A 12,339-nucleotide genomic window follows, 5' to 3' on the forward strand; every position below is an offset into this window, starting at 1 on the left:
GCAACGGCTCCATATGGAATCAGGCGCACCCACACTTCTCGCGGAGATCCTGCATCATGAACTGGACCACGCCCCAGATCGTCGAGACCCGGGTTGGCATGGAAATCAACGGCTACATGCCGGCCGATTTCATCACCCCGGAAGACGCGACCGACGCGGAGACCACCGGCGTCGAAGGCTGACGACGGGTGCGGATCCTCGTGCTCGGTGCCGCGGCGGGTGGCGGCTTCCCGCAATGGAACTGCCGTTGCCCGGTCTGTGCGCTGGCCTGGGCGGGCGACGCGCGGGTGCGGCCGCGCACGCAGTCCAGCCTGGCACTCTCGGGCGATGATGGCCGATCCTGGGTGCTGCTCAACGCCTCGCCCGATCTTCGGGCCCAGATCCTGGCCACGCCGGCCCTGCATCCGGCACAGGGGGCCCGGCACAGCCCGATTGCCGAGGTGGTGCTCGCCAATGGCGATGTCGATCATACCGCCGGCCTGCTGAGCCTGCGTGAGCGTCAGCCGTTCCGCCTGCATGCGGCCCAGGCCACGCTGGACATCCTGGCCGCCAACCGGATCTTCGACGTGCTGGCCGAGGGGATTGTGGAGCGGCGGCCGCTGCCCCTCGACCGGCCGGTCGATCTGGTGGGCGGGCTGACGATGACGGCCTTTCCCGCCCCGGGCAAGGTGCCGCTCTATATGGAAAGCGGTACGGTCGATCCGGCGGAGACGGCGGTCGAGGATGGCCGGGTGCTGGGTTTCGTGTTCGAAGCCGGCGGCCGGCGGGCCGTGTGCCTGCCCAATTGCGCCGCGATCACGCCCGCGGTTCTGGCGCGTGCCCGCGGGGCGGAGGTGTTGTTCTTCGACGGCACCACCTTTACCGACGACGAGATGCCGCGGCTCGGCCTGTCGCCGAAGACGGCGGCGCGCATGGGTCATCTGGCGATCGACGGGCCCCGGGGCTCGCTCGCCGGCCTTGCCGATATCCGCGTCGGCCGACGGGTCTATGTCCATATCAACAACACCAACCCGATCCTGATCGAGGGCGGGCCCGAACGTCGTCTGGTGGAGGCGGCAGGCTGGGAGGTCGCCCATGATGGTATGGAGGTCCTGCTGTGAACGACCCGCTGCCCCGGATCGAGGCCCCGCTGACGCCCGACGGGCTGGAGGCGGTACTGCGCGAGGTGGGTCGGCGACGGTATCACGACCGCCATCCCTTCCATCGCCGCCTGCATGGCGGCGGCTGTACCCGCGTCGAGGTCCAGGCCTGGGCGCTGAACCGCTATCTTTATCAGGCGGCGATCCCGCGCAAGGATGCCACCATCCTGGCCCGTATGGACGACCCGGCGCTTCGCCGCGCCTGGCGGCAGCGGATCATCGATCATGACGGTGAGGCAGATGGGGAGGGGGGTATCGCCCGCTGGCTGCATCTGACCGATGCCCTGGGACTGGACCGGGAGCTGGTGGTCTCCGGCCGGGCGGCCCTGCCTGCGACGCATTTTGCGGTCGAGGCCTATGTCCGGTTCTGTGCCACCCGGCCGCTGCCCGAAGCCATTGCCTCCTCGTTGACCGAGCTCTTTTCACCGAAGGTCATCGGCGAACGGGTGAGCGGCATGCTCGCCCATTACGATTTCGTCGACGAGCGTGCACTCGCCTATTTTACTGCCCGCCCGCCCCAGGCGGAGCGTGACGTGGTCTTCGCCCTCGATTATGTCCGCCGGCATGCGACGACAGTCGAGGCACAGCAGGCGGTGGTCGACGCGCTGGTCTTCAAGACCGGGGTGCTCTGGGCGCAACTGGATGCGCTCTGGCATGGCTATGTCACCGGCCAGCTGCCGCCCGGCGCCTGGGCCCCCCATGTCGACGGGGTGTGGACGTGAGCGGCTGCGACCTGCCCGATCCGTCTGTGCGGCCATTGCTGGCGCGCGGTGTGCGATTGCGCCGGGATCCGGTGCGGGATCGCGTCGTTCTGCTGGCGCCGGAAAGCGTGGTCGAGGCCAATCCAAGCGCCCTGGCGGTGCTTGAGGCCTGTACCGGCGAGGTCTCCATCGCAACCATGGCCTCGGATCTGGCCGGCCGCTTCAGTGCCGACCCAGCCCGGGTCGAGGCGGATATCCGGGCCCTGATCGCCGATCTGGTTCGCCGCCGGCTGGTGGTGCTGGCATGACGGAAGCTCTTCCGCCACCCCTCGGTCTGCTTGCGGAGTTGACCCATCGCTGCCCGCTGGCCTGCCCGTATTGTTCAAACCCGCTAGCCCTGGAGCGACGTTCCGACGAACTCGATACCGCCGGCTGGTGCCGTGTCTTCGATCAGGCGGCGGCCCTCGGGGTCTTGCAGCTGCATCTCTCGGGCGGCGAACCGGCTGCGCGGCCCGATCTGGTCGTTCTGGCCGGTCATGCCGCCCGCGCCGGGCTCTATACCAATCTGATCACCTCCGGGCTGGGGCTGACCCAGGCACGGATCGAGGCGCTGGCGGCAGCCGGGCTCGACCATGTCCAGCTCTCGATCCAGGATGCCGACGACCTGTCGGCCGACCGGATCGCGGGTCGCGAGGGGGCGGCCCGGACCAAGCGCCGGGTTGCGGCCGATGTGGTGGCGGCCGGCCTGCCGCTGACCGTCAATGTCGTGGTCCATCGCGCCAACTTGTCCCGGCTGGCAGACATGATCGCGCTGGCGCGTGAGTTGGGGGCGGGGCGGGTGGAAATTGCCCATGCCCAGTATCACGGCTGGGCATCGGTGAACCGGGCGGCGCTTCTGCCCGACCGCGAGGCGGCGCTGGATGCGGTCCGGCTGGTGGAGCGGCTGATGCCCGCCGCCGGCATCGCCATCGACCATGTCGTTCCCGACCAGTTCGCGGATACACCCAAGCCCTGTATGGGCGGCTGGGGGCGGCGGGTGATCAATGTGACGCCGTCCGGCCGTGCGCTGCCCTGCCATGCCGCCGAGACCATTCCGGGGCTGGCGTTCTGGTCGGTGCGCGACCATACGCTCGACCGGATCTGGGCGGAGTCTCCCGCCTTCCGGCGTTTCCGCGGCACGGCCTGGATGCCAGAGCCCTGCCGGTCCTGCGCCCGCCGCGAGATCGACTTCGGCGGCTGCCGCTGTCAGGCCCTGGCGCTGACCGGCGATGCCGCTGCCACCGATCCGGTCTGCCATCGCTCGCCGCATCGCGCCCGAGTGGCGCCGCCGCCACGGCCGGTCGACAGCTATGTCTATCGGGGGCGGTGATCCCTCAGACCCGCCGCCAGACCGCCTCCAGCCCCGGCACGCCATCCGCCGTCACCAGACCGCGGTCATGCATGTGCAGCAGATGGGCCAGCACCGAGCGGGCGGCAGCCGGATGCAGCCGCGGATCGACCGCGGCATAGATCTCGCGGACCATGCCCATGATGCTGGCCGGCCCCAGCGCCAGCCTGTTCAGGATCTGGGTCTCGCGTTCGGCGCGGTGGGCGATGAAGGCCCGGACATGGGCATGGGCATCGGTGATCACCGGCCCGTGGGTCGGCCAGTAGACCGTCTCCGGCCGGTCGAGCAGCTTCGTCAGGCTGTGCAGATAGCTGCCCATCTCACCGTCGGGTGGAGCAATGACACTGGTCGACCAGCCCATGACATGGTCGCCCGAAAACAGGATCCCGGCCTCTTTCCAGGCGAAGCAGAGGTGGTTGGAGGTGTGGCCGGGGGTGTGCACCGCCTCGATCGTCCAGCCGTCGCCGTGTACGACGTCGCCATCGGTCAGGCGGTGGTCGGGATCGAAATCCAGATCGCCGCCTTCCTCGACGCGGGCTCCGCCCTCGTCACGGCCTGTGCCATGAGGGCCGAAGCCCCAGCTCTCGGCGCCGGTCGCCGCCTTGAGCAGAGTGGCTGCAGGGGAGTGGTCGGTATGGGTGTGGGTCACCAGGATATGGCTGACCGTCTCTCGCCCAAGCCCGTCGAGCAGGGCGTCGATATGGGCGGCGATGCGCGGCCCCGGATCGATCACCGCCACCCGGCCGCGGCCGACCACATAGGTACCGGTGCCGTAATAGGTGAAGGCCGAAGGATTGCGGGCCACGATCCGGCGCAGGCCCGGCGCAACCTCCTCCAGGCGGCCGTAATCGAAGCTCATCTCGCGGACATAGGGGATCTCGACGGCCATCCGCGATCAACCTTTCAGGGGTGCGCGGAGGTCGGCAAGCACCGTGCCGGTCGCGGCGATATCCGTCTCGTGAGCGGCATCTCGCCAGGGTTCGGCCAGACCGGCCGCATACCAGTCTGCCATCGCCGGCAGGGCGAGCAGATGACGGGTATAGACATCGGCGGTACCCCCCGGGACGAGGCCGTAGCTCTGGATACGGAAGGCGACCGGAGCGAAGAAGGCATCCACGGCGCTGAACCGGTTGCCGGCAAGGAAGGGGCCGCCGAAACGGGTGAGGCCCTCGTTCCAGAGTTCCGCCAGCCGGGCCAGATCGCGGACCAGCGCCGGGGGATGGTCGCGGAGCCTGACACGTACCCCCACCGCCATCGGGCAACGGTTGCGCAGAGTGGAGAAGCCGGCATGCATTTCGGCTGCGGCGGCGCGCGCCCAGGCACGGGCGGCCGGATCTGCCGGCCAGACCCCGGCATGACGCTCCGCCAGGAATTCAACGATGGCGAGGGATTCCCAGACCACGACATCGCCGGCGTCCAGACATGGAACCGTGCCGGTAGGGGAGAAGGCCCGGAAACGATGCCAGTTGCTGCTTCCGTCGAAGGGAGTCAGCACCTCCTCGAACGGGATGCCCAAAGTCCGCATCAGCACCCAGGGGCGGAGTGACCAGGACGAATAGTGCTTGTTGGCGATGTGCAGACGGTACATGCGGGCGACATCTCCTGATCGGGGCGGCGCCACATGATGCGGCCGAAATGTGGTCGCTGTCGACCAGGACCGTCTCACCCTTGGCCCCGAAACCGGCTCGCCCTAAGCTCGGGTCTACGAGGTTGTGCGGGGGATCAGGGATGAGGTTCGGGTGGATGCGCCGGCCGCCGGGTGGCATGCCGGCGCGGTTGCAGATGGCGATTGCCGAGGCCGAGGCCGGGGCCGAGCGTCTGGTCGGCTGGGCGCAGGTCGGCATCATCCTGCTGTTCGGCACACTCTATCTGGTCAGCCCCAGGGCCGGGGGCTCGGACCTCATGTTCATGCCGGTGCCCTGGGCGCTGGGGATCTATACGGTCTTCACCGCCATCCGGCTGAAACTCGCCTATCTGGGGCCGCTGCCGGGCTGGTATCTGGCGCTGTCGGTGGTGGCCGATATGGCGTTGCTGATCGGGCTGATCTGGAGCTTCCATATCCAGTACCACCAGCCGGCCGCCTTCTATCTGAAGGCGCCGACCTTCATCTATGTGTTCATCTTCATCGCCCTGCGCTGCCTGCGCTTCGAGCCGCGCTATGTGCTGCTGGCGGGGATGGCGGCTGCAGGCGGCTGGCTGGCGCTGCTGTTCTATGCCCTCTGGGAGGGGGGCGGCATGGGGGTGATCACCCGCGACTATGTCGCCTATATGAGCGGGCCGCTGGTTCTGATCGGCGCCGAGATCGACAAGATCGTGGTCATCCTGGTGGTGACGGTGGTGCTGGCGGCGGGGCTCGCCCGGGCGCGGGCCCTGCTGGTGCGTGCCGAGGAAGAGGGTGCGGCACGGGCTTCGCTCGCCCGCTTCTTTGCGCCCGACGTCGCCCGGCGCATCGCCGAGACCGGGCTGGCGATGACGCCGGGTTCGGGGGCCGAACGCGAGGCGACGATCATGATGATCGATATCCGCGGCTTCACCCGGATGAGCGAGCGGCTGGCGCCGGATGCGTTGATGAGCCTGCTTGCCGAGTATCAGGCCCGGCTGGTGCCGGTGATCCAGGCCGAGGGCGGTGCGATCGACAAGTTTCTGGGCGACGGCATCATGGCGACTTTCGGCGCCGTCGCGCCCGACCCGGCCCATGGCGCCCGGGCGATGGCGGCGGCCACCGCCGTGCTCGATGCGATGGCCCGCTGGAACGAGGCCCGCCGGCTGGGCGGGCTGGATCCGGTCGCGGTCGGCATCGGCATTGCCGGAGGCCGGGTGGTCTTCGGTGCGGTCGGCGATGAAAGCCGGCTGGAACTGACGGTGATCGGCGCCCCGGTCAACCTGGCGGCCAAGATCGAGAAGCACACCCGCAGGGCCGGCGTCGCCGCCCTTGCCGAGGCGGCAGTGGTCGATGCCGCGGAAGCGGCCGGCTGGCGGGCCGGGCCGGGTGCTGGCCTCCGGCGGCTTGGGGCACAGCCGGTCGACGGGCTCGACGGGGCGGTGGCGCTGGTGGCGATCGAAGCTACCTCGTGATGCTGGCGGCGGCCGACGCGGCACGGAAAGGTAGCTGTCCCGAATACCCTGGAGCGGGCTTTACCGGCTGGTTCTGAGCGTCCGGAAGTACCTGCCCGATGATCCGTCGTCATCGCGAGTCGACAGGGATGTCCTGGCGAGTTCGGCGAGCAGGCAGGCGGCCGCGAACGGCACCAGCGCCAGCGCGGTGCCAAGCCCGCCGACGATCCGGGTTGCGCCGGTACCGGTCAGCAGCGGCCAGGCCGCACTCGTCACCAGCAGGGCGCCCAGTACCATGCCGGCCCGGCAGACGCCGGTGCCCAAATGCCGGGCGGCGCGGGCGATCGCCGCGAAGCCGGCTTCGGTTTCCGGGGCGGGCTCGGTGAGATGGCCGGATGCCGTGCAGCCCCTGGCAAGGCGGCGCATGTCCAGGATCATCATGCTGCCCGCAAGAATGATCAGGGCCGTTACGCCTGCGCGGTCCATCATTTCAGCCGAATGCATCGATGCGGCCAGCGCCATGATCGTCACGGCCGGCAGCAGACGCCGCCCGATGACGCTGCCTGGCGCGCCCGATATCACGGAGGATCGCGGCATGGCGACAGCCGGATCGCGGAGCAGAGACAGTGTGAAGGCCGTATACAATATGCGGGCCCTCTGTCGGCGGATCTGTTGCAGGCAGCGGGATGTGCCACCCTTCAGGCAGATGATCCTCCGATTATGCGCTCATGCAGATCAGGTACACACAGGTTTTGCAGTCGTCCGGCTGATCGCCTTTCCCGGGCCGTCCTGCCGGACCATCCCAGGGGAATCGCATTTGAAAATCCCGGGTAGCGGAATGGTCAGAGATGGATTCTTTATTCGGTTCCAAGGAGGAACCGATGCCATCTCTGATCACCATCCTGCGCCAGGTGCCCGACCCGCGCACGGGTAACGCGAGACGCCATGAGCTTCTGGACCTCCTGGTGATCGCGCTGACGGCTTCGATCTGCGGCTGCGAGAGCTGCGTCGATTTTGCCGACTTCGCAGAGGACCGCGAGGAGCTCTTCCGGGAGTTTCTCAGCCTTCCCAACGGCTTGCCAAGCCATGACACGTTCTCGCGGCTGTTCCGCCTGATCGATCCCGCAGCGTTGTCGGCGTGCTTCTCACAGTTCCTCGACGATCTCGGAGCCGATGGTCCCGGCGTAATCGCCATTGATGGCAAAACGCTCCGGCGTTCGTTTGACCGGGCTGCGGGTAAGAGCGCGCTGCACGTGGTGAGCGCCTTTGCCGGCGAGGCCGGGCTGGTGCTCGGCCAGGCGGCGGTTCCAGAGGGCGGCAACGAGATCACCGCCGCCCGCGCCCTCCTCGCCATCATCGATCTGAAGGGCATGCTCGTCACCGCTGACGCGATCCACTGCCAGGGCGAGACGGCGCGCCTCGTGCTGGAGCGCGGCGGCGACTACCTCTTCGCGCTGAAGAAAAACCGCCCCGCCACCCTTGCCGACGTCGAGACCTGGTTCGCCGATCCGGCGACGGCGCCGGCCGAGACGCTGCAAACCACCGACGCAGACCACGGCCGTCTGGAGATCCGTCGGCACGAGGTGGTTCATGACGTCGACTGGCTGTTCCCGGAAAAGCGGGACCCCGACCGGCCTGCCATGCCGGCGCTCGCCACCATCGCCCGGGTCGTCGCCACCGTCGAGCGGGACGGAAAGACAAGCACATCTACCCGCTATTACCTCTCCTCCGCCCGCTTGTCCGCCGCCGCCTTCGCCAAGGCCGTCCGCGGCCACTGGGCCATCGAGAACGGCCTGCACTGGGTTCTCGACACCACCTTCCGCGAGGACGAGGCCCGCGCTCGCAAGGACCACGGCCCGGAAAACCTCGCCATCATCCGAAAACTCGCCCTCAACGTCCTCAAAACTGCCAGGCCAACCATCTCCATCCGTCGCAAGCGAAAGCGATCCGGATGGTCCGACGCATTCGCCCGATCCGTCATCGGGCAAATGCGATAGCCCTGAGTGCCGCGGCCGCGGGGCTTGACAGCCCGACACATCGGTATACCATCGCTTCCATGAGCATGATCGTATATCGCCATACGCGCAGCTTTGCGCGAATTACGGGCCCGGTCCTCTTCTGAGAGGGCCGGGGGTTTTCCCGTCTTGCGATGAGGGTTGCTGCAACTTTACAGCGTCTGCGGCCCACCACCAGATCGATGCGTTGGTCCCGATGACCTCTCCTGCCTTCGTCTCTGTCCGACATCACCGGCTCCGTCACGCCTGCCGGGCCGGTCTTCGAATTATCGGCCCGGTTCTCCGCTGAGAACCGGGAGACCAGAGGACGATATTCGATATCCCCTGCCCGCCGGTGATGGTTGCGGCAGGCGGATGTCAGGACAGAGACCGTGACCGGAGAACGGCCCCCGACAGGTGCGGGCTCCCGGTCACCGACGACGAGGACCACGCGATGTTGACCGCCCCCCTGACCACCACCGCTGCCCATACCACCCCGGCCACCGAAGCGGTGGCGCCTGCCACTGCCTGTTTTTTCGTGGTCGCCGCCGCAGAAGTCGGCACGATGTCTCGGGTGCTTGAAGTCTTCGCCCTGCGCAGCCTGCTGCCGTCGCGCTGGCACAGCCAGCGGGTCGGCGGTCGTGCGGACGAGGTTCATATCGACGTCCAACTCGATGATGTCGTGCCGGGCGAGGCCGAAAAGCTGGCCCGCAAGCTCCGTCAGCTGGTCGAGGTCCGCCAGGTGCTGATCACCTTCAAGGCGATGGCCGACTAAGGCCCCCGCCATCCCCGCACCCGTCCCGACCCGCATCCGCCCCTCCGATGATGCCCCGGGACGGCGGCGGCATGTCTCCGCCTGCGATCCACGCCCCCTTCCCCCGGATCGTGCGCGCTGATCCCCATGACATGCCGGCCCCGAAGCCCGGCCCGCGGCGCCCCACCGCGCGGCCGGGCTTTTCGCGTCCGGCAGCCGGGATCAACCGGGCCGCGCCAGCCCCAGCCGCCGGCGGATCTCCGTCGGCGTGATCCCCGCCTCACGCAGATCGGCCAGCCGCACGCCGGGCGTGCGCTTCGCCAGCCGGCGCCCCTGATCGTCGGTCAGCAGGTGGTGATGCCGCCAGACGGGCACCGGCCAGCCCATCAGCGCCTGAAGCAGCCGGTGGAGATGGGTCGCCGCCTCAAGGTCACGGCCGCGGATGATGTGGGTGATGCCCTGCAAGGCATCGTCATGCGTGACTGCCAGGTGATAACTGGCCGGCACGTCCTTGCGCGCCAGCACGACATCGCCATGAATGGCGGGCGACGCCCGCACCGACCCCGCATCCATGTCCGTCCAGGTGAGGTCGGCAGCGTCCTGCCCCAGGGCGGCCAGCGCTGCCGCCATGTCCAACCTGAGCGCGTGGGGGTGCCCGTCCGCCAGCCTTGCCGCGCGCACGGCAGGTGCGAGCCTGCGGCAGGTGCCGGGATAGAGTGGACCGTCGGGTCCCGCAGGCGGCGGGCCGTGTGGTGCCGAGGCACTGGCCGCAATCTCGGCCTCGATCTCCGACCGGGTGCAGAAGCAGGGATAGACCAGATCCCGTGCCGTCAGCTCGTCCAGGACGTTGCGATAGGCGTCGAAGTGCTCCGATTGCCGGCGTACCTCGCCATCCCAGCCCAACCCCAACCAATCCAGGTCCCGGAAGATCGCGTCGACGAATTCAGGGCGGCACCGGGTGATGTCGATGTCTTCGATCCGCAAGACGAAACGCCCGCCATGCGCCCGGGCGTAATCATAAGACAGGATCGCAGAAAGTGCGTGGCCCAGATGCAACAGCCCCGTCGGGCTCGGCGCGAAGCGGGTGACCGGCATCAGGGCCGGAGGCACGGGATCGATCGTCTGGCTCATCCGGCCTTCTCCGGGTCTTTCAGGTGCATATGCAACCATGGGACGATTAATAAAAACGATAATTGACTCACGGTCCTGTCCTGGCAGAGGATATCAACCAGAGGTCGTTATGGTTTGGGTTTCATATTGCAATAAAGCTGTAAAGGGTCTGCAGCAAGGACCATGAAACCCCCAGGCGACGCGGAATGTCCATCACGGGCGACGCGGGCGGCGCGTGCCCTGTCTCCATGGCCTTACGTCTCCGGGCGGGACCGGGGCAGCCGGGGCAGGCAGGGCTCGGGCCAGCTTGAGGAGTGGTATCATGACGATCAGGGTCATCGACGTGACACTCCGCGACGGCGGATATGTCAACGATCACGGCTTCACGCCGCAACAGGCCGCCGCACTGGTGGCAGGGCTTGCGGCATCCGGCCTCGACTATGTGGAGATCGGCTATTACCGACCCCACGACGAGGCCCTGTATGACGGCCGGCCGGCGGCCTGCTGCCCGGCCTGGTATATCGACCAGATGCGCAGGGTTTCGGATCGGACCGGCCTGACGGTCATGGCGCATGTTCACCAGGTGGTCCTGGACGACTATGCCCGCCTCGCCGATCAGGGCGTGCGGCTGGTGCGCATGCCGGCGACCCCGGCCCGGCTTGATGCCGCCCTCACCCATGCCGAGCGCATCCGCTCTCTGGGCATGGAGGCGGCGATCAATCTGATCCGGGCCTCGGAACAGCCGCTGGATCTGGCGCCCGAGGTGGCGCGGCGGGCCCGGGATGCCGGCGCCAACTGGTTCTATATCGCCGACAGCAATGGCGGGCTCTATCCCCACGAGGTTTCGCAACGCATCTCCGACATCGTGGCAGCCACGGATCCCGTCGGGCCCGGTATCGGCTTCCATGCCCATGACGGGCTCCGTCTCGGCTTCGCTAATACGCTCGCGGCCATGGAGGCCGGCGCCGTCATTGTCGACGGGTCTCTCGGCGGCATGGGCAAGGGCGGTGGCAACTGCCAGACCGAAGCGCTGGCCGTGCATCTGCACCGCAACCAGGGCCGGGCCTTCGCTCATGAGCGCCTGGCTCGGCTGATCTCGGAGCATCTGCTGGACTGGGTCGACCGGCGGGCCTTCGCACTCTACGAGAACTGCCTGGCCGCCTCGATGAACCTCAATCTCGATGATCTGAGGGCGCTGCGCGAAGACGCAGTTCGTGACGGCAGCGCCTTCCTGGATGTGCTCGCCGGCCGGCTGGCCGGTCTGACGCAGGCTGCAGAGGCAGACGCTCTGGCACGCGGCGCAGCCTGAGCCGCCACGGCCCCCGTTTTCCCGTTCTACCCACCCGACTCCACCCACGCGACGACTGGAAGGTTCGACATGACGGACTTCGTCGAAACGCTCGACCGCATGATCGCCGAGCGCAAGAAGATGACCAGCCCTCTCTATCAGCTGATCATGAGTGGCAAGGCGACGCAGCGGCTGCTGCAGAACTTCGTCATCCATCGCTGGCCGATCAAGAACTTCTGGACCCGCAACATCCTGGGTATCGCCTCGCGGATCGACGACTACGAGCTGCGCATCTCGCTCGTCGAAAACATTTATGAGGAAGAGACGGGCCGGCTGACCGACAGCCGCCGCCATCTCCTCTCTTTCGTCGACTTCGGCAATTCGGTCGGCGTCACCATGGATGACATTCAGGCGGCACCGCTGCTGCCCGAGACCCAGGCGGTGATCGACCACAATGTCGGCGTCTGCAACAACACCGCCGTCCATTTCACGGCCGGTGTCGCCTCGGTGCTGCTGCTGATGGAAGGCCAGCCGCCGATCGTGAACCCGCAGAAGCGCTCGATGCTCGACGTCATGCGCGACGTCTATCAGCTGCCGCCCGAGGGCTATGACTATTTCGTTCACCATGCCTCGTCGACCGAAGGCGACGATCATGTGAGCGAGCTTGAGGACGAGCATGCCTCGGTCGCACGGGAGCTGCTGCGCCGCTACGCCAACACACCTGAGCTGCAGGACCAGTGCGTGCGCATGCTGAGCCGGGCGCTGGATCTGCGCCATGCCCATTTCGACGCCATGCTGCGCAACTTCTATGACCCGGCCGAAGCGCCGTTCCGCTACCAGGACGTCGCTGCCTGAGCCGTCCAGACCGGCCCCGGGGCCGGGGTAGCCGTCATTCGTCTGCTCCGGCCCCGT

The 12,339-nt window shown here is 67.8% G+C and carries 14 protein-coding genes; 10 read left to right on the plus strand and 4 right to left on the minus strand.

Annotated elements, in window-relative coordinates:
* Window positions 1-56: 56 nt before the first annotated feature.
* Genes pqqA through pqqE form a run of 5 tightly spaced genes read left to right on the plus strand, consistent with a single transcriptional unit; the run spans window position 57 to window position 3,209 of the window.
* Window positions 57-182 (plus strand): pyrroloquinoline quinone precursor peptide PqqA, encoded by a 126-nt coding sequence (gene pqqA, locus P7L68_RS25880; protein WP_372002674.1) that lies wholly within the window; start codon window positions 57-59, stop codon window positions 180-182.
* Between the two features lie 6 nt (window positions 183-188).
* The gene (gene pqqB / locus P7L68_RS25885) at window positions 189-1,100 is read left to right on the plus strand and encodes a pyrroloquinoline quinone biosynthesis protein PqqB (RefSeq protein ID WP_372002675.1); all 912 of its coding nucleotides are present in this window, start codon (window positions 189-191) and stop codon (window positions 1,098-1,100) included.
* Window positions 1,101-1,117: 17 nt separating this feature from the next.
* Entirely contained in the window at window positions 1,118-1,861 is a 744-nt protein-coding gene (pqqC, locus tag P7L68_RS25890; RefSeq protein WP_372006965.1) for a pyrroloquinoline-quinone synthase PqqC, read from the plus strand.
* Entirely contained in the window at window positions 1,858-2,148 is a 291-nt protein-coding gene (gene pqqD, locus P7L68_RS25895) for a pyrroloquinoline quinone biosynthesis peptide chaperone PqqD (RefSeq protein ID WP_372002676.1), read from the plus strand. Before pqqC ends, pqqD begins: the two co-directional genes overlap by 4 nt.
* On the plus strand, window positions 2,145-3,209 hold the full coding sequence (pqqE, locus tag P7L68_RS25900) for a pyrroloquinoline quinone biosynthesis protein PqqE (protein ID WP_372002677.1): 1,065 nt from the start codon (window positions 2,145-2,147) through the stop codon (window positions 3,207-3,209). Before pqqD ends, pqqE begins: the two co-directional genes overlap by 4 nt.
* 4 nt (window positions 3,210-3,213) lie before the next feature.
* On the opposite strand, the gene P7L68_RS25905 is transcribed toward pqqE, so the two are convergent.
* A complete protein-coding gene (locus P7L68_RS25905; RefSeq protein ID WP_372002678.1) occupies window positions 3,214-4,116 on the minus strand; it encodes an MBL fold metallo-hydrolase in 903 nt (300 codons plus the stop codon).
* 6 nt (window positions 4,117-4,122) lie between these two features.
* Entirely contained in the window at window positions 4,123-4,815 is a 693-nt protein-coding gene (locus P7L68_RS25910; protein WP_372002679.1) for a glutathione S-transferase family protein, read from the minus strand.
* 155 nt (window positions 4,816-4,970) lie between these two features.
* Between P7L68_RS25910 and P7L68_RS25915 the strand changes: the two genes are divergently transcribed.
* Window positions 4,971-6,302 (plus strand): adenylate/guanylate cyclase domain-containing protein, encoded by a 1,332-nt coding sequence (locus P7L68_RS25915; protein ID WP_372002680.1) that lies wholly within the window; start codon window positions 4,971-4,973, stop codon window positions 6,300-6,302.
* A gap of 60 nt (window positions 6,303-6,362) precedes the next feature.
* On the opposite strand, the gene P7L68_RS25920 is transcribed toward P7L68_RS25915, so the two are convergent.
* Window positions 6,363-6,878 carry a hypothetical protein gene (locus tag P7L68_RS25920; protein WP_372002681.1) on the minus strand — a complete coding sequence of 172 codons (516 nt, stop codon included), beginning with the start codon at window positions 6,876-6,878 and terminating at the stop codon, window positions 6,363-6,365.
* A gap of 284 nt (window positions 6,879-7,162) precedes the next feature.
* Here P7L68_RS25920 and P7L68_RS25925 point away from each other — a divergent pair, with 284 nt between their 5' ends.
* Both P7L68_RS25925 and P7L68_RS25930 read left to right on the plus strand, forming a co-directional pair.
* Window positions 7,163-8,278: an ISAs1 family transposase gene (locus P7L68_RS25925; protein ID WP_372006792.1), complete on the plus strand. Its 1,116-nt coding sequence runs from the start codon at window positions 7,163-7,165 to the stop codon at window positions 8,276-8,278.
* Between the two features lie 451 nt (window positions 8,279-8,729).
* Window positions 8,730-9,050: a hypothetical protein gene (locus tag P7L68_RS25930; RefSeq protein WP_372002682.1), complete on the plus strand. Its 321-nt coding sequence runs from the start codon at window positions 8,730-8,732 to the stop codon at window positions 9,048-9,050.
* A 201-nt stretch (window positions 9,051-9,251) separates the two neighbouring features.
* Here the strand turns inward: P7L68_RS25930 and gluQRS are convergent, their stop codons facing one another.
* On the minus strand, window positions 9,252-10,160 hold the full coding sequence (gluQRS, locus tag P7L68_RS25935; RefSeq protein WP_372002683.1) for a tRNA glutamyl-Q(34) synthetase GluQRS: 909 nt from the start codon (window positions 10,158-10,160) through the stop codon (window positions 9,252-9,254).
* 301 nt (window positions 10,161-10,461) lie between these two features.
* On the opposite strand from gluQRS, the gene P7L68_RS25940 reads away from it, so the two are divergent.
* Window positions 10,462-11,448, plus strand: a complete 987-nt coding sequence (locus P7L68_RS25940; RefSeq protein WP_372002684.1) for a hypothetical protein — start codon at window positions 10,462-10,464, stop codon at window positions 11,446-11,448.
* Between the two features lie 69 nt (window positions 11,449-11,517).
* The gene (locus tag P7L68_RS25945) at window positions 11,518-12,282 is read left to right on the plus strand and encodes a TenA family transcriptional regulator (RefSeq protein ID WP_372002685.1); all 765 of its coding nucleotides are present in this window, start codon (window positions 11,518-11,520) and stop codon (window positions 12,280-12,282) included.
* The last annotated feature ends 57 nt before the right edge of the window (window positions 12,283-12,339 follow it).

This window comes from Tistrella mobilis (genome assembly GCF_041468085.1).
Classification (GTDB): domain Bacteria; phylum Pseudomonadota; class Alphaproteobacteria; order Tistrellales; family Tistrellaceae; genus Tistrella; species Tistrella mobilis_A.